Consider the following 21,884-nt stretch of genomic DNA (forward strand, 5'->3'; position numbering starts at 1 on the left):
ACAGGATGCAAGAATGAGGCTACCTCACACCTCAGACCACCATTCATGGTTGTGAATATACAAAAACTGGCTAACATAAGCTTAGTTAGTTAGGCGTATTTGTCATTTTCCAAATAACTTCACTGGAAGGTTATAGAAATGCGAATAGTCATTATTGCCTTGATTTCTCTTCTTACATTACCTGTACACGCTGATGAAATTAAGAAGGGCCCAACCACGAAGTTTGAACAAGTTCTGTTACAAAGGGGCACTTTGACGCTTAAAGAGTTTTTCAAATTCGGAAAATTCAACCGCGTTAATGGTGAAATAGCCGTTCTCACTGACATCAATACTGGCAAAAAAGTGTATGCCCTTAGGGTCAGTTCCTCATACTACAACTCCGACTATGACAATGGCGAAGCAAGTGGAGTTTTCGATGCAAAGGAAGTGTCCAGCGCCATTAGTTCACTTGAATTTATGAATAAAAAACTGGCGAGCTTGGCGGACAATGCTCCCTATACCGAAGTGGTATATCAGGGCCATGGGGACCCCCAGTTTGGCTTTTATGTAAATGGTAAAGACCGCAAAGGTTTCTTCAAAGTCAACTATAAGGCCTCTATCTTTTTCGATGCGAATGACCTCAGCGCCCTTGAGTATTTTTTCCAACAGGCGAAACAGAAAATCATCTCTCTTGGGGGAACGCTCGACTAATTATCCCAAATGTCATAGCGGGACTTGATCCCGCTATCCATAACCCTGCGGGTAAAGGGAACGCTATTTCAGGCACCGTATGGACCCCGGGATCGAGTCCCGGGGTGACAAAAATTAGATCTAATGTTTTGGCAAATCAGAATCTGAAACTCTGAAAAATGGTGTCTGATCAAGCAGCCAGTTTACTAAACACCTAACAACAACAAGTCGCAAATGAAGCGCTTTGGACGAAGCTTCCAAATGTGATGAAATAAACGAATCGAATTCCGTATCCTGCGGCATAAGCCTACTACCGTGAGTAAGCTTAGACCTCATGTCATAAAATTGGCTGATTATATTTGAGGGAGTGCCCCGAGCATATTTTTCCAAGAATTGCCGGAAGAGCTTTGTTGGCCCCACATCCTGACAAATTTTAAATGAGCAGTCGTCCCGAGGGCATTCTTGAATTTCCTCTTTCTCTCTCCCAGAAAGCGCTTCAATCGCCTGCACCAAACATTGATATGAGAGAGAGGACGAATGCTTGGCTACAACATGTGAAGTATTTAGCCAGTATGCCGCTCTCAGAAATTTTTGCCTCTTTGCCGCCTCCAGAGCAAAATAAGACGTCAGAAAATCCCGAAAGTTTCGAGGCAGCATGAGGTGCCGGCTAATATCAATACCTTGCTGCGTATAATATTTTTGAGGGTCCATTTCTGCAATGGGCTTGAAACTAGCCGGGTCCTCAAAGGAACTTGTGTTATCCAAATTAATGCTATCCCTGAGGGAATAACCTAAGCTGAAACTAACATTGCAAAGTGACGAATTGGCCTCATCCAGTTGTATTCCCCACGCTCTATTTGGCTCTTGTTTATAAAAACCATGCTCAATTAAAGCACTCAACAAATAAAAAACTTCATGAAAAGCCTCATTCCTTCTCCAGAAATCAACACCATGATTGGGGCTTTTTCTATACCCATATTGCAGAACAACTGGGAATGGTCTTTGCGTGAGATCATTGGCTTCAAAAGGATCGGGAAAAGAGCGGTCGGGCATAATTTGCAGAACATCTGAATAACGAAAAAAGCCCTTTATAGGCATTTGCGCAAATATTGCCTCTGTCTGGACTGCCAAGCCATGGTCGCCAAATACATGTGGAAATTCGGTCAGCTTTTTCTGGACAATCGGATCATTCCTATCTCCAACGATCTTGGCGATGCCTCCTTTGTTGGTGTAGGCCACTTCAATACAACCCAGATATTGGAACCTGCGGCCTGTTATCGCATGGGAAGTACCGCCTTCGGACAAAAAGGCCGCGAGTTCACCCGGCTGAACATTGTTCAATCGAAACTGGTTCGTCAGATCGCTCTGAGCCATTCACCTCTCCTCGAATGTTTGATGTGCGGCCTACGGTTGTTTAGGTAATTGCCTCCCCCAAGAGAAAAGGCCGAAGCATGGTGCCCCGGCCTTCTTACTATCGTCAAGGTTGCTGATGTAAACCCTACTCTGCCGCGTCAACCTCTTCGGCGGGCAGGTAGATTTCGGAGCCGCGTTTCTTGAACTCGGTCGCCATCTGCTTCATGCCGGTCTCGGCTTCTTCCTTCTTGGCGGCGAATTCGCGCACCTCGGCGGTGATTTTCATCGAGCAGAATTTCGGCCCGCACATGGAACAGAAGTGCGCCACCTTGTGGGCTTCCTTCGGCAGGGTCTGGTCATGGAAATCACGCGCGGTTTCCGGGTCCAGGCTCAGGTTGAACTGGTCCTCCCAGCGGAACTCATACCGGGCACGGGAAAGCGCGTCATCGCGCAGTTGCGCGGCCGGGTGGCCCTTGGCGAGGTCGGCCGCGTGGGCCGCCAGCTTGTAGGTGATAACCCCCACCTTCACGTCGTCCCGGTTCGGCAGGCCCAGGTGTTCCTTCGGCGTGACGTAACACAGCATCGCGGTGCCGTACCAGCCGATCTGCGCCGCGCCAATGGCGGAGGTGATATGGTCATACCCCGGCGCGATGTCGGTCGTGAGCGGCCCAAGCGTATAGAAGGGGGCTTCGTGGCAGTGCTTGAGCTGCTCCTCCATGTTGGCCTTGATCTTGTGCATCGGCACGTGGCCGGGGCCTTCGATCATCACCTGCACGTCATGCTTCCAGGCGATCTTGGTCAGCTCACCCAGGGTCCTGAGCTCGGCGAACTGGGCTTCGTCGTTGGCGTCGGCGATTGAGCCGGGGCGCAGGCCGTCCCCCAGGCTGAAGGCGACATCATAGGCCTTCATGATCTCACAGATTTCCTCAAAGTGGGTATAGAGGAAGCTTTCCTGGTGGTGGGCCAGGCACCATTTCGCCATGATGCTGCCACCACGGGAGACAATGCCGGTCACGCGCTTGGCGGTCAGGTGGATGAAGGCCAGGCGCACCCCGGCGTGGATGGTGAAATAATCCACGCCCTGCTCGCACTGTTCAATCAGCGTATCGCGGAAGATCTCCCACGTCAGGTTTTCGGCGATGCCGTCCACCTTCTCGAGCGCCTGATAGATCGGCACGGTGCCGATCGGCACGGGTGAGTTGCGGATGATCCATTCGCGGGTGTTGTGGATGTTGCGGCCGGTCGAGAGGTCCATCACCGTGTCCGCGCCCCAGCGCGTGGACCAGACCATCTTGTCCACCTCTTCCGCGATCGAGGATGAGACCGCCGAGTTGCCGATGTTGGCGTTGATTTTGACGAGGAAATTTCGGCCGATGATCATCGGCTCACTTTCCGGGTGGTTGATGTTGTTGGGGATGATGGCGCGGCCAGCGGCGATTTCATCCCGCACGAATTCGGCGGTGATATAATCCGGGATATTGGCGCCCATGGGCTCCCCGTCCCGCTCCAGTTTCTCGGCCAGTACCCGGCGGCCGAGGTTTTCGCGCACGGCGACATATTCCATCTCGGGCGTGATGATGCCCTGTTTGGCATAGTGCATTTGCGTGACGTTGGCGCCCGATTTGGCGCGCAGCGGACGGGCATGCACCGGGAATGCGGGCGCGAGGTATTTATCCTCAACGTTGCCGTTGTCCTCGGGCTTGATCTCCCGGCCGTCATATTCTTCCACGTCACCGCGGGAGATGACCCACGCGCGGCGGAGGGGTTCGAGGCCCTTGTAGATGTCAATCTCGGCCTTCGGGTCCGAATACGGGCCGGAGGTGTCGTAAACGCGCACCGGTTCTTCGTTCGCGGTCGGGTGCAGGTGAATTTCGCGCATCGGCACGCGCACGCGCTCGTCAGTTTCCGAACGCACGTAAATCTTCTTCGAGCCTTTCAGCTCGCCGGTGGTCACACTAAAATCGGTTTTTGCGGTATCAGGCATGATATAGCTCCGTTCCCTACGCTGGTTTGACCCAGATCAGGTTCTAAGGGTCTCCGGCTTTCTCCCCGGACTCTCAGCCCCCGATTTTCAAAACGGGGCTCCCCTCGGAACGCATTGGTTTAAGGGTTCCGGTTCTACGCTTATGCGGGGGCCTGATCAAGCGGTTTCGGGGGTGGGTCGCGTGGTTGGGACGGCGTGAAAAGGTGTGCCGCGCGACTAAAGCGCCGCGAAACCGGCCAACTGTTGCGCCTGCAACAGCGTGGGAGACGCAACTGTTGCAAAGTTGGGCCTGAAGTGTTGCAGGCCGGAGGCGGTTTTGCGTCCCGCTCAGAGCTGTTTGATGAAGTGAAATTCTGTGGTGTTGGAGCTATCGTGCAGGTCCCGCGTTTCCGCCTGTTTCACGTAGCCTTCGCGGGTATAAAACGCATGAGCGCGGGCGAAGCGGCTGTCCGACCAGAGCTCGATCGATTTCGCGCCGCGCGCGCGGGCGCGGTCCTCGATCAGGCGGGCGAGTTTGGGGCCGAGGCCGGTGCCGCGAAGGGATGCGCTCAAATAGATGCGCTTGAGCTGGAAATCCGCGGCCTCCCCCGGCGCGCAGGATACGACGGCGACGATTTCACCATCTTTCTCAAGCACATAACCTTCGCCATCGATGCTTTTGAGGTAGGTTGCGTAGGCCTTGAGGTCGGCATCCAGGCCGTCCGGCTCCAGGTAGACACCGTCATATTCGGCGAAGCAGCCGCCGATCAGCCGCATAAGGCCTTCAGCGTCGGTATCCGCCACGTGCCGGAGCGTGAACCCGGTCGGCAACTCTTCGATCATGGTGCGTGTCTCCCTCGTCATGGCCCTGTTTTACAGGCTGGGGCGACGCGCGCCAAGCCCTTATGCGCACAAAAGAAAAGGCCACCCGCCTGAGCGGATGGCCTTTCGGAAACTTTATGAGCCGGAGCCTTAGCGGGAATAGAATTCCACCACCAGGTTCGGTTCCATGATGACCGGGTACGGTACATCGTCGAGCGCCGGAACGCGGACGTAGGTGGCTTTGAAGCCGTCGACCGACAGATATTCCGGGATTTCACGCTCGGGGCTCTGGCCAGCGTCGATAACCATCGGGATCTGGCGAGCTTTTTCGCGAACTTCGACAACGTCACCCGGGCGCAGGAGGCGCGACGGGATGTTACAACGCTGGCCGTTCACCAGAACGTGGCCGTGGTTGACGAACTGACGGGCAGCGAAGACGGTCGGTACGAACTTGGCGCGGTACACAAGCGCATCGAGACGGCACTCCAGGATACCGATCAGGTTCTCACCGGTATCACCCTTGCGGCGGTCAGCTTCGTCATAGTAGCGGCGGAACTGCTTCTCGCTGATGCTGCCATAGTAGCCCTTGAGCTTCTGCTTGGCGCGCAGCTGGATGCCGTAGTCCGACAGTTTGCCTTTGCGGCGCTGACCGTGCTGGCCGGGGCCATATTCACGGCTGTTCACCGGGGACTTAGCACGGCCCCAGATGTTTTCGCCCATACGGCGATCAATTTTATATTTGGCTTGGATACGCTTTGACATGCGAATCGCTCCTTCTTTTCAAGCGCCACGAGCGGTGTATGTGTCCGAAAACATTATACAAATTTGCTCGCGCGGCTGCGGACACCATTGCCACAGCCATTCGTTAATGGGCGGGAGATACTGGGTTCCCGGCCCGGAGTCAACGGAAATCATGCAAAAAGCGCCTGATTTCCGTATGGTTTCAGTGCCCCGGCCTTACCCGCGGAAGCGGCGGATCAGGCTGGAGGTGTCATTCCGGTTGCCGCCCATTTTCTGGACGTCGCAATAGAACTGATCGACCAGCGCCGTCACCGGCAGCGACACGCCCATGGCATTCGCTTCGGTGAGCACGATACCAAGGTCCTTGCGCATCCAGTCGACCGCGAAACCGAAATCGAACTTGCCGTCGATCATGGTTTCGGCCCGGTTGTCCATCTGCCAGCTTTGCGCCGCGCCCTTGGAGATGACATCCACAACCGCCTTGGCATCGAGCCCGGCTTCCATGGCGAAATTCAGCGCCTCAGCAAGGCCCTGCACGGCACCGGCGATACAGATCTGGTTAACCATTTTCGTAAGCTGGCCGGCGCCCACACCGCCCAGCAGCTTCACCGACTTGGCATAAGCCTGGATGACCGGCTCGGCTTTCGCAAACGCGTCCGCGTCGCCGCCGCACATGACGGTCAGGGCACCATTCACGGCCCCGGCTTCCCCGCCGGAGATCGGTGCATCGATGAAGCTGAGCCCTTTTTCAGCCGCCGCCGCCCCCATCGCCCGCGCGCAGTTGGCTGACGCAGTGGTATGGTCGACAAAGATCGCACCTTCTTTCATGGCGTCGAACGCCCCGAACTCACCAATGCAGACCTCGGCCACATCCTTGTCCGCGCCGACGCAGGCGAACACAATGTCGGCATCTGCGGCGGCACCAGCCGGGGTCGGGGCCATGTAAAGCTCGCCATCGGCCTTGTCGGCGTAAGCCTCAAGCCAACTTTCTGCTTTGTCCGCAGTCCGATTATAGACGGTCACGTCATGCCCGGCTACTGCCAGGTGCCCCGCCATCGGGTAGCCCATCACGCCCAATCCAATAAATGCTACTTTTACCATAAATACCTCCCAAGCTGGACTAACCGGTCTACTTTAGGCTAGTTGACAGAAAACATTGCCTGCTGACATAGGCTTAATTAGCCATTCTGTCCAGCGTGGGGCGTAGGTGCCTGGGAGGAATAATATGCGCAAACTGAAGCTTTGGGCTGCCATCATCGGCGGCCTTGTTCTTATGATTGCCCTGATCGGCACCGCCTGGGTCAGGAGCAGCCTGCCCAAGCTTGACGGCACCATCACAGTCAAAGGCCCAACGGCTGATATCACCATCGCCCGCGACAGCCACGACGTCCCCCACATCGATGCCGCCACAGATAATGACCTATATTTTGCAATGGGTTACGTCCATGCGCAGGACCGCCTGTGGCAAATGGAGATTAACCGACGCATCGGCCATGGCCGGCTGGCAGAAGTGGTCGGCAAGCCTGGGCTGGGGATCGACCGCTACATGCGTACCCTCGGCTTCAGCCGCAAAGCGGAAGCCGCGCTCAAGCAGATGCCTGCCGATGTGGTTGCCAGCCTCCAGGCCTATGCCGACGGCGTTAACGCCTACATCAAGGGCCATAAAGGTGCCCTGCCGCCGGAGTTTCTGCTCACCGGCGATAAACCCGAGCCCTGGAAGCCCGTCGACACCATCGTGTGGCAGAAGCTGATGTGGCTGGACCTTTCGGGCAACATGCGCCGGGAGATCGCCCGCGCCCGCCTGCTGACCAAGCTGACGCCCACACAGGTTCAGAGCATTTACCCGGCGTACCCGGGCGACAAGGCCTCGGCACTTCCGGACCTTGCCAGCATTTACGCCAAAACACCCCTGAAGGAAGTTGCAAGCATCGTCGGGCCTGAAATGCCGCCGGGCTACGGCTCCAACAACTGGGTGATTTCCGGCGATCATACGAAAAGCGGTAAGCCGCTTCTTGCCAATGACCCGCACCTGACGCTGACGACGCCGTCGATCTGGTATCTCGTACGGCTGCATAACCGCACGACGGGCGCCAATCTTGTCGGCGTTTCCTTCCCCGGCACGCCGTCTGTCGTTCTCGGCCACAATGACCATATCGCTTGGGGCTTCACCAATACCGAGCCTGACTGCCAGGACCTGTTTATCGAAAAGCTGGTTGATGGCGGCAAGCGCTACCTGACCCCGCACGGCCCGGCCGATTTTATCACCCACAAGGAAGTCATCCACGTTAAGGGCGAGAAAGATGTCACCCTGACGGTGCGCGAAACCCGCCATGGCCCTGTGCTGTCCGATGCCCTGTCGGACGGCAAGGAATTCCTGAAGGACGGCTATGTCCTTTCGCTGCAATGGACAGCCCTGATGGACCGCGAGACCGCTGTCGCAGGCCTGTTCGGCATTGCAAAGGCCCGTACGTTCCAGGACTTCAAAACCGCCGGGCTCTATTATATGGGGCCTGAGCAGAACATGATTTACGCCGATACCAAGGGCAACATTGGCTATTATGCCCCTGCCCTTGTCCCGGTCCGCAAGCCGGGGAACGATATCGGCGGTCGCCTGCCCTCGCCCGGTTGGCTGGCGCAATATGATTGGCAGGGCTTCATTCCCTATAATCAGCTGCCGACATACTACAACCCCAAGGGCGGCATCATCGCCACGGCGAACAATAAGATCATCGATGACAATTACCCGCACTTCATTACCGGTGATTGGACGCTGCCCTACCGCGCCAACCGCATCAAGCATCTGTTGGCAGCCCATGACGGCCATGACCTCGCAAGCTTCAAGACGATCCAGCAGGACACCGTATCAGACATGATCCGCGACCTGTTGCCATCCTTCCTTGCCGCGGCCAATCCTTCCAATCCCATCGTTCAGGACCTGGCGAAATGGAATGGCGACACAGCCGCTGACAGGCCAGAGCCCCTGATCTTCCATGAATGGATCAGGAAGTATCAAAAGGCACTGATGGCTGATGAATTGGGCGACATGTACAAAAGCTTCCGCCGTATCGAGCCGAGGCTTCTGAAAAGCAGCCTCTATTGGGAAGCCAAGGCCCACGGGAATGCCCCGGCTGACACCGCCTACTACAATCTTCCGCCCATCGACCAGAAAGCCGCCCTCGCCTGGTGCGACAATGTCCAGACCCCCGATGTCCAGGAAAGTTGCACGGACCTGGCACGGACCGCCCTTGAGGAAACGATCAAAGACCTCTCCGCAAGGCACGGGAAAGATTGGAAAAAATGGACCTGGGAATCAGAACATATTCTGCACCAGGCACACCGCCCGTTCAGCAATGTGCCGTCACTGCGGCCATGGTTTGAGCTTAGCGCCCCGGTCTCCGGTGACGTCTACACCATCAACGTGGCTGGTGTGAGCGAGACCCCGGCTACGCTGAACCAAAGCACGTTCGGTCCCAGTTACCGGGGTTTGTTCGACCTAAGCGATTTGGACAAATCCCTGTTCGTGCAACCGACCGGCCAGTCAGGCAACCCGCTTTCGAGCCACTATGATGACTTGTTCCCCTACTGGCGGACAGGCCGTTATTTCACGATCCCGACGGACAAACCGGTCCCGGCCGACGCCAAACATATTCTGACGCTGCATCCCGCAGCGCCAGAAAAGCCTTGAAAGCGCGCGCAACCAAATATTAACGTTGCCTACGCCATAATACCGGCTTGGCCGAGAGATTAGGAGCATTGGGTGGCACCGAAAAAAGACGAAGAAGCAGTCAGGCCTATCATCAAGAAGGTGCGGAAGGTCCAAGGTGGCGCCCATCATGGCGGCGCCTGGAAGGTGGCTTATGCCGACTTCACCACAGCGATGATGGCTTTTTTCATGCTGCTGTGGCTTCTCAATGTCGCACCGCCGGAAACCCTGGCGGGTCTCGCCGATTATTTCGCTCCGACCACGGCTGCCGTGATGGGGCACTCAGGCCAGGATGCCATTAACCCGCCCTCCAGCGCCGCCACTGGGGCAAACCCTTCTCCTGTTGTTGCCATCACCGTACCGGGCCCGCCGCAAGCTGGCTCGCAAGATGGCACCAAAAGTGGGTCCGTGGGCGAAGGCGGCGGAGATCCTAACTTCCCGAATGACCGGCAAGCCGCCAATATGACGGAACGTGAAGACATGGCTTTCAAGGCGGCTGAGGCAAAGCTCAAGCTGGCGATCCAGCAATCGCCTACCCTGTCCGATATGTCCGACCAGTTGATCATGGAAGTCACCGAAGACGGCATGAAGATTCAATTGATCGATAAAGACAGGCGCGCCATGTTCAAAAGCGGGACGTCCCAGCTTTACGGTTATGCCCGCGCGATGATCAAAGAGATCGGCAAATCCGTGAAAAGCCTCCCCAACAGGATCACTATTCTTGGCCACACGGATGGCGGGCCTTTTGTCGGCGACGGTGGCATCACCAACTGGGAACTCAGCGCGAACCGGGCCAATGCGGCACGCAGTGTGATTGAGGATTCAGGTGTCACCAATGACCGTATTGCCGAAGTTGTCGGCAAGGCCGGCACTGACCCGCTCTACCCGGATCAACCGAACCGAACTGAAAACCGGCGCATCACGATCCTGCTTCTGCGGGAAGCTCCCGTCGTCCCGCCAAACCTAACTAAACACTAGGTTTTTCAAAAGCATACAGCTCACTCAACACTGTTCCTCCTGGGTAAGGAGGGACAGTGACAATGCGTTTTCTGCTTGTCGGCCCAAAGTGTGGTCTGTAACACTGGCAGCAGATTATTTTATTTTTCAATTTTTCCGGGGTTATTGCGTGTGTCTATGGCAATCGTAGAACCAACAATACAGATGTGGCTGACGTTCGCGATCGTTATCGGCGCGATCATCGCCTATTCCTACGACCGCATCCCGCTGGAAATTTCCTCGATCACCACGGTTGCCCTGCTCCTGACGGTCTTCAACCTCTTGCCGCTTTATGATCAAGCCGGTCAAGAAGTCGTCAGTATGCGCAGTCTGTTAAAAGGCTTCTCTGACCCCGCCCTTATCACCATCATGGCCCTATTGGTCGTCGGCCAAGGATTGGTGCAAACAGGGGCTCTAAACGGACCTGCCCGTATGCTCGTTGGGGCTGGAAAGCGGTATCCCATCACCATCGTTCTGCTTTGCTTCATCATTGTGATGGTGATTTCCGCCGTTCTCAATAACACCCCGGTTGTCGTGATCTTCATTCCGATATTATCCGCTTTGGCTGAACGGTTGGGGCGAAGAACCGCCATGGTCATGATGCCGCTCAGCTTCGTCGCCATCCTCGGCGGCAACATCACCAAAATCGGCTCCAGCACCAACCTGCTCGCGATCGGCGCCTACGAACAGATGGGCGGCCACGCCATCGGTTTCTTCGACTTCTCAGTCGCAGGCAGTGTAATCGCCATCGTCGGCTTCCTGTATGTGGTTCTCATCGCCCCCAAACTCCTCGTTGACCGGGAAAGCATCGCCAACCGGCTGGCTGGCAGCGGCGGCAAACAGTTCCTGTTCCAGATAGAGCTGGCATCCGATAACGGCATGGTCGGCCAGCGCGCGATTGCCGGCATGTTCCCGGGCCTCAAGGACCTGACGATCCGTATGATCGAGCGCGGGCATGACAAGCTTCTGCCGCCATATGACGATATCACCCTGCAGGCAGGCGACATTGTGCTGGTTGCCGCCACGCGTAGCGTCATGACCGACCTTCTCAACGCGTCGCCCGACCTCGTTTCCGCCGCTGAAGGCGATGATGTGGATGACAAAGCCGGGGAACGCCGGGTGATTGCCGAGGCTGTCATCGCGCCGGCTTCCCGTATGGACGGTCGTACCCTGCCCCAAACCGGTTTCCGGGCAGAAACAGGCTGTTCCGTGCTCGGCGTCCAAAGACGCAGCCGGATGATCCGCGCCGCCCTGTCTCAGCTTCGCCTGGAAGCTGGTGATGTGCTTCTGATCATGGGCAGCCGCAACAATGTGCTGGCGCTTCGGGATAACCGGGACGTGCTTCTGATGGAATCGTCAGCCACCGACGTGCCAATGCGCGAATATGCCTGGCGGGCCCTTGCCATCTTTGCCGGCGTCGTAACCGTTTCAGCCCTTGAAATCATGCCGATTGTGATTGCATCCCTGCTGGGTGCGACCCTGATGATGATCAGCCGGTGCCTGAACATCCGGCAGGCAAGCCGTGCCATCGACCGGCGTGTCTTCACCATCGTTGGCGCCGCCCTCGCCCTTGGCACGGCTCTTCAGGGTACCGGTGGTGCCACTTGGCTTGCCCACACCCTGATCCAGACACTAGCCGGTGCACCCGTATGGATTATCCTGTCAGGCTTCTTCCTGCTGGTCGCGCTTTTGACCAACGTCCTGTCGAACAATGCAACGGCTGTGCTGTTTACACCGATTGCCGTTTCGATTGCCGCCGAGCTTCATGTGGACGCCATGCCTTTCCTGCTTGCGGTCATCTTCGGCGCCAACTGCAGCTTCGCTACTCCGATGAGCTATCAGACCAACCTTCTCGTCATGGCGCCAGGCCATTACCGGTTTGTCGACTTCGTCCGCGTGGGTACGCCGCTCATAATTGTCATATGGATGGCTTTCACTCTGTTCGTACCATGGTATTATGGCCTCTTCTAAGGAGATGAAGGACGCCCATGACCGACCAGGGCTTACAATTTCCGAAATTCTACGTCACGGCCCCGTCGCCGTGCCCGTATCTTGACGGCAAGATCGAACGCAAAGTCTTCACGGAATTGCGTGGCCCTGATGCCGCGGCCCTGAATGAAGCGCTGGGTCGGGTTGGATTTCGGCGTAGCCAGTCGGTTGTCTACCGCCCGGCGTGCGAAGGTTGCTCGGAATGTGTTTCCGTCCGCGTCCGCGCGCGGGATTTCCGCCTCGGACGTTCCTTGCGCCGGGTTGTCCGCAGCAACCACGATCTCAAGTCGGAAGTCCGCCCCCCGATTGTAACCGACGAACAATATGAGTTGTTGCAAGCCTACCTGGGTACCCGTCATGCCGATGGCTCGATGGCGGACATGACCGCCGATGAATATCGCGACATGGTGGAGACAAGCCCTGTCCCCACTGTGCTGATCGAATACCGCCGCGCCATCGATGGCCGCCTGATGGCGGTTGCCCTCACCGATGAACTCAGCGACGGGCTTTCCATGATCTACAGCTTCTTCGACACCGAAGAAAAGAGCCGCAGCCTCGGCACCTATATCATCCTCGACCATATCGACCGGGCGCAACGGGCGAATCAGCCGTATGTCTATCTAGGCTACTGGGTAAAAGGCAGCCCCAAAATGCAATATAAGGGACGGTTTCAACCCCTTGAACGGCTTGGCCAAAACGGCTGGTATGAGGTTGAGGCACAAGACAACGCGAAATAAGCTGTACAGGCTTGCTCCGCCTGAACCGCGCTCTATACTGTCGCCCGGCGACTCGCATCGTGCGTAGGCGCCCTGCACGCGTACAGGGGGAGTAGACGGTGACGAAAAAAACGATCCACAACACCACCAATTCGACCACATCGGCAGACGTACCTGCCAAGATGTTAAACCGCCGGAACCTTCTGCGTGGTGCCACGCTCGTCGGGGCAGCGGCCCTCACCGCCGCGTGTGATGGTGGCAAGGACAAGGTCGGCGGCAAAGGCGCGCCCGGCATCGTGTCCAAACAGCGCAAACTGAAGATGGTGACAGCTTGGCCGAAAAACTTCCCCGGCCTCGGCACCGGCGTCGAGCGCCTTGCCAAACGGATCGAAACGCTTTCTGACGGCGATATCCAGGTTAAGGTCTATGCCGCCGGTGAACTGGTGGGCGCCCTGGACGGCTTCGATGCCGTAAGCCAGGGCAAGGCCGACATGTATCATGCCGCCGAATATTACTGGCAAGGCAAGTCCCCCGCTTTCAACTTTTTCGCCGCCGTCCCCATGGGGATGCTGGCAAGCGAAATCACCGCTTGGGTCCGCTTCGGCGGTGGCCAGGAGCTGTGGGATGAGCTGAGCGGCCGCTTCAATGTCAAAGCTTTCCTGGCTGGGAACACCGGCACGCAAATGGGCGGCTGGTACAAGAAGGACATCAACAGCATTGCCGACTTCCAGGGCCTGCGCATCCGGATGCCCGGCCTCGGCGGCGAAGTCCTCAAGCGCCTGGGTGCCACACCGGTAACCAAACAGGGCGGTGAAATCTTCCAGGCCCTCAGCCAGGGCAATATCGACGCGACCGAATGGATCGGCCCCTGGAACGACCTGGCCTTCGGCTTCCACACCATCGTGAAGAATTACTATTATCCTGGCTTCCATGAGCCCGGCTCAGCCCTCTCCCTCGGCCTCAACAAGGATCTGTGGGAAGACATGAGCCCGAAGGAAAAGGCTATCATCGAAGCCGCTTCCGCCGCTGAGAATGACATCATGTATGCTGAGTTCAACGCCAACAACGGCCGCGCGCTCGACACGCTTGTGAACGAGCATGGCGTGAAACTGAAGCGTTTCAGCGATGAAATCCTCGCCAAACTTGCCGAGGTTTCAGATCAGGTTCTGAGGGATACCGCGAGCAATGATGAGCTGAGCAAGCGCGTCTACGATAGCTATAAAACATCCCGCGCCTACAGTATGCGCTGGGGGGCCATTTCCGAGCAGGCCTTCGCCCATGCCCGCAGCCTGTACGAGAAGTAACGCCTTATCATGCTTGACCATCTCGCTGACAGACTGGAAACCATTCTGGAGAAAAGCGGCCGCATCCTTTCGGTGCTGCCGCTCATTCTTGTCCTCGTCCAGTTCGCCATCGTTTTGATGGTCTATGTGTTTGCCACAGGCAGCATCAAGCTTCAGGAAAGCCTGCAATATATCAACGCACTGATGTTTCTGGGGGCTGCTGGCTACACGGCCATTCATGATGGCCATGTGCGCGTTGACGTCTTCTACAGCAAATTTAACCGCCGCCGGCGCGCACAGGTCAATTTCTGGGGCACGCTGCTTTTGCTTGTCCCCTTCCTTATCCTGATGTGGGTGTCGGCGGTGCCTTATGTGCTCGATAGCTGGTCGATCCTGGAAGAAAGCGTAGAATCCAGCGGCCTGCCATTTGTCTATATTCTGAAGTCGACATTGCTGCTGTTCACGTTCACGCTCAGCCTTCATGCCATTATCAGCCTCATACGAAACCGCCACGCGCTGAAGAGGATGTAACCCTGTGGATCCAGCCCTTCTCCTTACCGCTGGCATGTTCGCCACGCTCGTCGTTCTACTGCTGACGGGTTTCCCTGTTGCCTTCACCCTTGGCGGAACCGGGCTTCTGTTCGGCCTGTTGGGCATGGCGACCGGCACCCTGGACGCAAGCTTCCTCGAGATCCTGCCAAACAGGATTTACAGCAATACCATCAGGAACGAGCTTCTGTTCGCCGTGCCCCTGTTTGTCTCCATGGGAGTGATGCTGGAGAAATCCAACGTCGCCGAAGACCTGTTGGAGAGCATGGGCAAGCTGTTTGGCTCCTTACGGGGTGGCCTTGGCATATCCGTGACCATCGTTGGTGCCCTCCTTGCGGCTTCAACCGGCATTGTCGGCGCCACCGTGGTGACCATGGGGCTCCTGTCACTGCCGACCATGCTGAAGCGCGGCTATGACCCTGCGCTCGCGACCGGCGCCATCGCCGCCGCGGGAACGCTCGGTCAGATCATTCCGCCCTCGATCGTGCTGATCCTGCTGTCCGACGTTATTTCCTCAGCCTGGCAACAGGCCCAGCTGAAAAACCATATCTTTTCTCCGACCCCCGTAAGCGCGGGGGAGATGTTCGCGGGCGCCCTGATCCCGGGCCTTGCCCTTGTCGGGCTTTATATCCTGTATCAGGCAGCAACGGCCCTCTTCCGCCCCAAGACAAGCCCCGCCATCCCCCGCGAAAAAGGCGAAAAGCTTGATGGCGCTTTTTACCGCTCGCTGCTGACAGCCCTGTTGCCGCCGCTTCTGCTCATCATCGCCGTTTTGGGGTCTATCCTCACCGGCATCGCCACACCAACCGAAGCGGCCGCCGTCGGTGCCATTGGCGCCATTCTGCTCGGAGCTGCCCGTGCCGATAAAAAAGCGCGCCTTATTGTCATGGTGACCTTGCTTTCGCTTTTGTTGATCTTGGGGATTGCCGCGACATCCGACCTTCGACTGGGGCGCGAGGCCATGCCGTTCATGGACCAGCTTGCCTTCATTGCCGCGGTCATCCTGTGCGTCATCTTTACCGCCGGACTAGCCTATGCCCTGGTCCGTACATACAAAAGCGGTGTCCTGAGCGATGTCATGCAGGCCACCACCCGCATCTCGACCATGATCTACACCATCCTGCTCGGCGCAGCCTTGTTCTCACTGGTATTTCGGGGGCTGGGCGGCGATACAGCGATTGAGGACATGCTCCACAGCCTGCCCGGCGGGCATACAGGTGCGTTGATCACCGTGATGCTGATCATGTTCGTGCTCGGCTTCTTCCTGGACTTTATCGAGATCACCTTCGTGGTCGTCCCCGTTGTCGCTCCGGCGCTTCTCGCCATGCCAGGGTCCCAAGGCCCGATCTGGCTTGGTATCCTGATGGCGATGAACCTGCAGACGAGCTTCCTCACCCCGCCCTTTGGCTTTGCGCTGTTCTACCTGCGCGGGGTAGCCCCTGAAAGCGTGCCCACAACCGCCATTTACCGCGGTGTCATTCCGTTCGTCATCATCCAGGTCATTGCCCTTCTGATCATTGCCCTGTTCCCGCACATGGTGACCTGGCTGCCCGCCCAGCTTTTCCATGGCTAATCACACACCTGTCACGAGAGCTTCATTTGGGCATGGCCGAGCAGGCTGATAGGCTGCTTTTATGACGATGAAAAAGCTATCAGCACGAATATTTGTCGGCCTCCTACTGATTGTAGGCAGCGGACTTCTCTATATGAATGTCCGCGCCATTGATCCCATTCAGCCGGGCTGGCAGACTTATGACAAGGCCACGTTCGATACGCTGATGGCTGCGGACAAACCCGTCCTCGTCGAAATCTATGCGTCCTGGTGCCCCACATGTGTGCGGCAACAGATGGCGTTCAAGTCGCTTGCCGAAAGTGGCAAGGCGCCCACCCTTCCGGCGGTCCGCGTCGACTTTGACCACGATAAGGACTTCGGGCGTCACTATGGTTTCGAAGGAACCGGGATTCTGGCCATTTTCCGGGGCGGCCACGAAGTTGCCCGGGCCGGTGGGCTGGTCACGCCTGATGCCATCCTTGCTTTCCTGAAAGACAATGGAGTCTCCTGAGGGCCAGTTCCCTCATCGCCCCCCCCAAAGCCACATGGGCGCTATGCAGAAGTGGCACATTGATGCCTCTTCACAGCTGGCTATACTGGGCTCACCACGTGGGATAGAAAAGGACACCCAAGTATGATCGGCTACACTACTGTCGGCACAAACGACATCGAAAAAGCAGCAGCCTTCTATGACGAACTTCTCGCTCTTCTGGGCGCGAAGCGCAGCTGGGACATGGAACGTTTCAAACTGTGGGGAACCGCCCCGGACAAGCCGTCTTTCAGCATTGCCCTGCCTTATGACGGCAATGATGCCTCCGTGGGAAACGGCGTCATGATCGCCCTTGTCGCTCCGGACCGTGAAACGGTGGATGCTATCTATGCCAAGGCAATTGAGCTGGGCGCCACATGCGAGGGCGAACCCGGACCGCGCGGCGGAGAGGACAGCCCCTTCTATGCCGGTTACTTCCGGGACCTGGACGGCAACAAACTGAACGCTTTCCACATGCAGGCAAGCTAAGGCCCAAGAAGCCTTTTAAAACCGGAACGGGCGTCCCCTTGCTTAGGGCGCCCGTTTACCTTTTCTGAAACTGCGCCAGCATTGCCGCCATCATTTCATGGAGCTTATTGACCGCCTTCAGGGGCCGCACCATGACCTTGAAATCGGTAATCTTTCCGTCCGTATTCCAGGTGATCATGTCAATGCCGTCAATCTCGATACCGTCGATGACAGTGTTGAATTCAATCACGGCGCCATCGCCGGACAGATATTCCCCAACATAGCGGAAATTGTCCCCGCCCAGCACATTCGCAGCCGCGCCCAGATACAGGCTGGTGATCATCTTGCCGCGCTGGGGCGTATGCACCACGGGCGAATAGAAGGTCACATCGTCAGCCAGAAGGGCGTCCAAGGCGCTTGGGTCTTTGGCTTTTACGAAGTCATACCAGCGCTCGAGGTTGGCTTTGCTTGTCATGCTTTATCCCCCACAGAAAAAGGCGCCCAAAGTGGCGCCTTTTGTCATCTATGCCGTGCGGCATCAGATTCAATATTTTAGCGGAACTTATTATTCCGCGGGAAGCCCATCGGCGGCAGACGGCCTGCATTGCCGCGCTTGCCGGTCCAGGGGGCAAGCTCGGTCTCTGTCCGCCAGCGGTCGCTGTTGCCGCCCATCGGCCAGGTCAGGCCTTCTTCCTTGTGGAAGATCATGACATCCGACATGCCGCCATCCTTATAGCGCTGGAGGGTAACCCCCTGCCCGCGCGTCATAGTCGGCAACTCATCCAGGCCGAAGACCAGCATTTTCCGGTTATCACCGATCACGGCAACGCTATCGCCGTCCACTGTCATACAGTGGGTTGCCACAGCGTCATTCGGCAGGTTCAGAAGCTGCTTGCCGGACTTGGTCATGGCGACAGCATTGTCGGCGTCCACCAGGAAGCCCTTGCCGATGCTGGAAGCCACAAACAGCTTACCGCCCGGCATATAGGTCATGAGCGCGACAACTTCGTCATTGGCGTCCATATCGACCATCAGGCGGATCGGCTCCCCCATTCCACGGCCGCCCGGCAGCTTGTCGCCGCCAACGGTATAGATCTTGCCGCTGGTTGCGAACAGGAAGATCTTGTCGGTCGTGTAGGCAGGGAAACGGAACCGTTCCTCGTCGCCTTCCTTGTACTTGAGCGTCTCTTCCGGCTTGATGTGGCCTTTCATCGCCCGGACCCAGCCACGCTTCGAGCAGACCACCGTGATCGGCTCCTTCTCGATCATGGCTTCAAGCGGCACGATTTCCGCCGTCGGCGCATCGCCAAAACGGGTGCGGCGTTTACCAAGCTCAGTTTCCTGGCCAAACTTTTCCTTGATGCCGGATAGCCTGTCGCCAACGGCGATCCACTGCTTGGCTTCGGACCCCAGAAGCGCCAGCAGGTCAGCCTTTTCAGCTTCCAGCTTGGCGTGCTCGGTCCGGATTTCCATTTCCTCAAGCTTCCTGAGGGCGCGCAGGCGCATATTCAGGATCGCTTCAGCCTGGTTGTCCGTCAGCTTGAAGGTTTCCATCAGGCTGGCTTTGGCATCATCCTCTTCCCGGATGATACGGATCACCTCATCGAGGTTGAGATAAGCGATCAGGTAGCCGGACAGGATTTCCAAACGCCGCTCGATCTTTTCAAGCCTGTGACGGCTGCGGCGCTGGAGAACCTCGATCTGGTGATCAAGGAACTCATCCAGGATTTCCTTGAGCGACAGCACCTTAGGCTTGCCATCGAGCGCGATGACATTCACGTTGAGCGAAAAGCGGGTTTCAAGCTCCGTCAGCCTGAACAGACTTTCCATCAGTACCTTCTCATCGACGGAGCGGTTCTTCGGCTCAAGCACGATGCGAATGTCTTCGGTCGACTCATCCCGGACATCGGTCAGGATCGGGATTTTCTTGTCGTTGATCAGCTCAGCGATCTTTTCGATGAGCTTAGATTTCTGCACCTGGTACGGAATTTCCGTCACCACGATCTGATACATGCCGTGGCTCAGGTCTTCCCGCTCCCAACGGGCACGCACCCGCAAGCCACCACGACCGGTTTCATAGGCCGACAGAATGGTCTCGCGGTCCTCAACGATCACGCCGCCTGTGGGGAAATCCGGCCCCGGGATACGGTCCAGAAGATCTGAGACAGTTACTTCCTGGTTCGAATTGCGCCGCGCTTCAATGAGAAGCTGCAAGCCGTCGATCAGCTCCCCCACATTGTGGGGCGGAATATTGGTGGCCATGCCAACCGCGATCCCGCTGGACCCGTTCGCGAGCAAATTCGGGAAAGCCCCCGGAAAGACGATCGGTTCCGCCTCTTCGCCATCATAGGTCGGCCGGAAATCAACCGCATCTTCGTCAAGGCCGTCCATCAGTGCGGCAGCCACTTCGGTCAGGCGGGCTTCGGTGTACCGCATCGCCGCCGCGTTATCGCCGTCGATGTTACCGAAGTTACCCTGGCCGTCGACCAGCGGGAAGCGGACCGAGAAGTCCTGCGCCAGGCGGACCATCGCGTCATAAACCGACTGGTCACCGTGCGGGTGGTATTTACCGATAACGTCGCCTACCACGCGGGCGCATTTCTTGTAGCCCGTTTTCGGGTCGAGCTTCAGAAGCCTCATGGCGTAAAGAAGGCGGCGGTGAACTGGTTTGAGCCCGTCACGCACGTCCGGCAAGGAGCGGGACATAATGGTCGACAGGGCGTATGCAAGGTAGCGTTCGCTCAGCGCGTTCGCGAACGGCGCCTCGATGATATTTTCACTAAACTCAGGATGTGTGCTCATGGTGCTGACTATAACAATGAAGACAGCAAACGCTACAAGATGTTGTGGTTATCCACAATTTCTTTGTCTCATTGGGTAGCCCGCATGAGCGATGCGATGAACCTGTCCCGGGCCGGTGGCTGACCTTTGCCGTGAACCACCCACACCTGCCTGTCTAGGAAAAAGCCCGTCAGGCGCAGCCCCCCAAGCACGTCATCCGGTGTGACACCCGCAAGCGGCGCTTCCAGCAGGAAGCCAGGCAGTGGTAACAAGCGTTCCTTATAGGGACCGGCTGCTTCACGGCTGACGGCGCGTGCCGACTTGGGCGATACATAAGCGAGGTTTTCAGTCGTGCCCGTCGCCGCACAGGATGTGAGGTCGAGTCCATAGCCGAGCGCCGAGAGGATAGCGAGCTCAAGCCGTGCCAAAGCCCCGGCCCAAAGGACGGAGGTGCCCTCCTCTTCCTCAAGGAGGTCGAGAACAGCCAGAAGCCGTTCATATATCTCGGCATGGTCTTCCCGCTCCGGCAGGGTGGAGGCAATGACCGAAGCCACTGCCGACAGGGCGCTCAGGCGCGCGCCCTCGCCCATCATCAGGCCGAGCGGGCTGTAGACGAGTTCGGCGCTAAAGCGGCCAAGGTTGGCCTCTATGCGGGAGTACCAATTGAGACGAAGCCGGTTACCCACCTGCAGGTTGGCGCGCTGGCGGCGACCACTGCCGCCTTTGACGAACCCGCGTACACGGCCATGCGATGCGGTCATCACTTCAAGAAGCGCGTCACTTTCACCGTAACGCGCGGCAGAAAGCACTATGCCGTCATCCTGCCATTCCATCCGTATTCCCTTTGAGAATGAGCCTCAGTCCACGTAATCGAGGCCCATATCCTTATACATGGTGCGGTCTTCGGCCCAGCGTTCTGTTACGCGGACGTGCAGGAACAAATGAACCTTGCGTTCAAAGTTTTCTTCCATGTCCTCGCGCGCCATCTGGCCGATCAGCTTGAGCATACTGCCGCCCTTGCCGATGACGATGCCTTTCTGGCTGTCACGCTCGACATGGATGACCTGGCTGATCTTGACGGAGCCGTCCTTGCGTTCTTCCCACTCTTCGGTCTCAACCGTCGTCGAATACGGCAGTTCGTCATGAAGGCGGAGATAAATTTTCTCACGGGTGATTTCGGCAGCCAGAAGTCTGAGCGTCACATCCGCAACCTGGTCTTCCGGATACATCCAGGGGCCAACCGGCGACTGGGCCGCCAGATGCGCCTTCAGATCGGCCACGCCGTCCCCGGTGAGGGCCGAGACCATGAAGATGTCGGTGAAAACACCGGTTTCATCCATTTTCTGGGCAAGGGCCAGCAGACTGTCCCGCTTGATAAGGTCAATCTTGTTGAGAACCAGAATGGCCTTGCGCTTGGTATCCTTCAGGCCCGCGATGATATGCTCGACCTCATGATCGAGCCCTTTACGCGCATCCACCAGAAGGACCGTGATTTCAGCGTCCTCGGACCCTTTCCAGGCGGCATTGACCATGGCCCGGTCAAGCCGGCGCTTTGGTTCAAAAATCCCAGGTGTATCCAGAAACACCAGCTGGGTGTTTTCATGCATGCCGATACCGGTGATTTTCGTCCGCGTCGTCTGCACCTTGTGGGTCACGATCGCCACTTTTGCACCAACCAGCGCATTGAGAAGCGTCGACTTCCCAGCGTTCGGGGCGCCAATAAGCGCGACAAAACCACAGCGTGTTTCCTGTTCTGGCGTTTGCGCCATT

General features: G+C 57.3%; 19 protein-coding genes and 1 riboswitch. Of the genes, 10 read left to right on the forward strand and 9 right to left on the reverse strand.

All coding sequences use genetic code 11. The features are described 5' to 3' along the window. The first annotated feature begins 138 nt into the window (after positions 1–138). Positions 139–690, forward strand: a complete 552-nt coding sequence (locus tag K6118_RS08700; protein WP_247119884.1) for a hypothetical protein — start codon at positions 139–141, stop codon at positions 688–690. 120 nt (positions 691–810) lie between these two features. Here the strand turns inward: K6118_RS08700 and K6118_RS08705 are convergent, their stop codons facing one another. The 5 genes from K6118_RS08705 to K6118_RS08725 form a co-directional block, all read right to left on the reverse strand. After that, positions 811–2,043, reverse strand: a complete 1,233-nt coding sequence (locus tag K6118_RS08705; RefSeq protein WP_247119885.1) for a HEPN domain-containing protein — start codon at positions 2,041–2,043, stop codon at positions 811–813. Between the two features lie 124 nt (positions 2,044–2,167). Continuing rightward, on the reverse strand, positions 2,168–4,006 hold the full coding sequence (gene thiC, locus K6118_RS08710) for a phosphomethylpyrimidine synthase ThiC (RefSeq protein ID WP_247119887.1): 1,839 nt from the start codon (positions 4,004–4,006) through the stop codon (positions 2,168–2,170). Further along, positions 4,002–4,121: riboswitch (TPP riboswitch) on the reverse strand. It overlaps the preceding gene by 5 nt. A 212-nt stretch (positions 4,122–4,333) precedes the next feature. Then, positions 4,334–4,828 carry a GNAT family N-acetyltransferase gene (locus K6118_RS08715; RefSeq protein ID WP_247119889.1) on the reverse strand — a complete coding sequence of 165 codons (495 nt, stop codon included), beginning with the start codon at positions 4,826–4,828 and terminating at the stop codon, positions 4,334–4,336. A 129-nt stretch (positions 4,829–4,957) separates the two neighbouring features. Further along, positions 4,958–5,569 carry a 30S ribosomal protein S4 gene (gene rpsD, locus K6118_RS08720; protein WP_247119890.1) on the reverse strand — a complete coding sequence of 204 codons (612 nt, stop codon included), beginning with the start codon at positions 5,567–5,569 and terminating at the stop codon, positions 4,958–4,960. A gap of 195 nt (positions 5,570–5,764) precedes the next feature. Next, positions 5,765–6,649, reverse strand: coding sequence for an NAD(P)-dependent oxidoreductase (locus tag K6118_RS08725; RefSeq protein ID WP_247119891.1), 885 nt, complete (start codon positions 6,647–6,649; stop codon positions 5,765–5,767). Between the two features lie 124 nt (positions 6,650–6,773). Between K6118_RS08725 and K6118_RS08730 the strand changes: the two genes are divergently transcribed. The 9 genes from K6118_RS08730 to K6118_RS08770 all read left to right on the forward strand — a co-directional run bounded on the left by K6118_RS08730 (position 6,774) and on the right by K6118_RS08770 (position 17,354). Beyond that, positions 6,774–9,233 (forward strand): penicillin acylase family protein, encoded by a 2,460-nt coding sequence (locus tag K6118_RS08730; RefSeq protein WP_247119892.1) that lies wholly within the window; start codon positions 6,774–6,776, stop codon positions 9,231–9,233. A 72-nt stretch (positions 9,234–9,305) separates the two neighbouring features. Then, entirely contained in the window at positions 9,306–10,229 is a 924-nt protein-coding gene (locus K6118_RS17515) for a flagellar motor protein MotB (RefSeq protein ID WP_247119894.1), read from the forward strand. A gap of 156 nt (positions 10,230–10,385) precedes the next feature. Further along, positions 10,386–12,218 (forward strand): SLC13 family permease, encoded by a 1,833-nt coding sequence (locus tag K6118_RS08740; RefSeq protein WP_247119896.1) that lies wholly within the window; start codon positions 10,386–10,388, stop codon positions 12,216–12,218. Between the two features lie 17 nt (positions 12,219–12,235). Then, on the forward strand, positions 12,236–12,973 hold the full coding sequence (locus K6118_RS08745) for an arginyltransferase (RefSeq protein ID WP_247119897.1): 738 nt from the start codon (positions 12,236–12,238) through the stop codon (positions 12,971–12,973). A gap of 98 nt (positions 12,974–13,071) precedes the next feature. After that, positions 13,072–14,256 carry a TRAP transporter substrate-binding protein gene (locus tag K6118_RS08750; RefSeq protein WP_247119898.1) on the forward strand — a complete coding sequence of 395 codons (1,185 nt, stop codon included), beginning with the start codon at positions 13,072–13,074 and terminating at the stop codon, positions 14,254–14,256. Positions 14,257–14,265: 9 nt separating this feature from the next. Further along, positions 14,266–14,766, forward strand: a complete 501-nt coding sequence (locus tag K6118_RS08755; protein ID WP_247119899.1) for a TRAP transporter small permease subunit — start codon at positions 14,266–14,268, stop codon at positions 14,764–14,766. Positions 14,767–14,800: 34 nt separating this feature from the next. Further along, positions 14,801–16,357, forward strand: coding sequence for a TRAP transporter large permease (locus tag K6118_RS08760; RefSeq protein WP_281500731.1), 1,557 nt, complete (start codon positions 14,801–14,803; stop codon positions 16,355–16,357). Positions 16,358–16,418: 61 nt separating this feature from the next. Continuing rightward, complete coding sequence (locus K6118_RS08765; protein ID WP_247119903.1) at positions 16,419–16,847, forward strand: thioredoxin family protein; 429 nt, start codon at positions 16,419–16,421, stop codon at positions 16,845–16,847. Between the two features lie 123 nt (positions 16,848–16,970). After that, a complete protein-coding gene (locus K6118_RS08770; protein WP_247119905.1) occupies positions 16,971–17,354 on the forward strand; it encodes a VOC family protein in 384 nt (127 codons plus the stop codon). Positions 17,355–17,409: 55 nt separating this feature from the next. Here K6118_RS08770 and K6118_RS08775 read toward each other — a convergent pair whose 3' ends face one another. The 4 genes from K6118_RS08775 to era all read right to left on the reverse strand — a co-directional run bounded on the left by K6118_RS08775 (position 17,410) and on the right by era (position 21,883). Next, positions 17,410–17,808, reverse strand: coding sequence for a nuclear transport factor 2 family protein (locus tag K6118_RS08775; protein ID WP_247119907.1), 399 nt, complete (start codon positions 17,806–17,808; stop codon positions 17,410–17,412). Positions 17,809–17,885: 77 nt separating this feature from the next. Beyond that, entirely contained in the window at positions 17,886–20,135 is a 2,250-nt protein-coding gene (gene parC, locus K6118_RS08780; protein WP_247119909.1) for a DNA topoisomerase IV subunit A, read from the reverse strand. A 68-nt stretch (positions 20,136–20,203) separates the two neighbouring features. Beyond that, complete coding sequence (recO, locus tag K6118_RS08785; RefSeq protein ID WP_247119911.1) at positions 20,204–20,947, reverse strand: DNA repair protein RecO; 744 nt, start codon at positions 20,945–20,947, stop codon at positions 20,204–20,206. A gap of 24 nt (positions 20,948–20,971) precedes the next feature. Beyond that, a complete protein-coding gene (era, locus tag K6118_RS08790; RefSeq protein ID WP_247119912.1) occupies positions 20,972–21,883 on the reverse strand; it encodes a GTPase Era in 912 nt (303 codons plus the stop codon). Position 21,884 lies beyond the last annotated feature (1 nt).

It is taken from the genome of Kordiimonas marina (assembly GCF_023006325.1).
Taxonomy (GTDB): Bacteria; Pseudomonadota; Alphaproteobacteria; order Sphingomonadales; family Kordiimonadaceae; genus Kordiimonas; species Kordiimonas marina.

Bases quoted from the DNA above. Each gene is read 5' to 3' on its own strand.
- K6118_RS08700 (WP_247119884.1), top strand. From the start codon at position 139: ATGCGAATAGTCATTATTGCCTTGATTTCTCTTCTTACATTACCTGTA.
- K6118_RS08705 (WP_247119885.1), bottom strand. From the start codon at position 2,043: ATGGCTCAGAGCGATCTGACGAACCAGTTTCGATTGAACAATGTTCAG.
- thiC (WP_247119887.1), bottom strand. From the start codon at position 4,006: ATGCCTGATACCGCAAAAACCGATTTTAGTGTGACCACCGGCGAGCTG.
- K6118_RS08715 (WP_247119889.1), bottom strand. From the start codon at position 4,828: ATGATCGAAGAGTTGCCGACCGGGTTCACGCTCCGGCACGTGGCGGAT.
- rpsD (WP_247119890.1), bottom strand. From the start codon at position 5,569: ATGTCAAAGCGTATCCAAGCCAAATATAAAATTGATCGCCGTATGGGC.
- K6118_RS08725 (WP_247119891.1), bottom strand. From the start codon at position 6,649: ATGGTAAAAGTAGCATTTATTGGATTGGGCGTGATGGGCTACCCGATG.
- K6118_RS08730 (WP_247119892.1), top strand. From the start codon at position 6,774: ATGCGCAAACTGAAGCTTTGGGCTGCCATCATCGGCGGCCTTGTTCTT.
- K6118_RS08740 (WP_247119896.1), top strand. From the start codon at position 10,386: ATGGCAATCGTAGAACCAACAATACAGATGTGGCTGACGTTCGCGATC.
- K6118_RS08745 (WP_247119897.1), top strand. From the start codon at position 12,236: ATGACCGACCAGGGCTTACAATTTCCGAAATTCTACGTCACGGCCCCG.
- K6118_RS08755 (WP_247119899.1), top strand. From the start codon at position 14,266: ATGCTTGACCATCTCGCTGACAGACTGGAAACCATTCTGGAGAAAAGC.
- K6118_RS08760 (WP_281500731.1), top strand. From the start codon at position 14,801: ATGTTCGCCACGCTCGTCGTTCTACTGCTGACGGGTTTCCCTGTTGCC.
- K6118_RS08765 (WP_247119903.1), top strand. From the start codon at position 16,419: ATGACGATGAAAAAGCTATCAGCACGAATATTTGTCGGCCTCCTACTG.
- K6118_RS08770 (WP_247119905.1), top strand. From the start codon at position 16,971: ATGATCGGCTACACTACTGTCGGCACAAACGACATCGAAAAAGCAGCA.
- K6118_RS08775 (WP_247119907.1), bottom strand. From the start codon at position 17,808: ATGACAAGCAAAGCCAACCTCGAGCGCTGGTATGACTTCGTAAAAGCC.
- parC (WP_247119909.1), bottom strand. From the start codon at position 20,135: ATGAGCACACATCCTGAGTTTAGTGAAAATATCATCGAGGCGCCGTTC.
- recO (WP_247119911.1), bottom strand. From the start codon at position 20,947: ATGGAATGGCAGGATGACGGCATAGTGCTTTCTGCCGCGCGTTACGGT.
- era (WP_247119912.1), bottom strand. From the start codon at position 21,883: ATGGCGCAAACGCCAGAACAGGAAACACGCTGTGGTTTTGTCGCGCTT.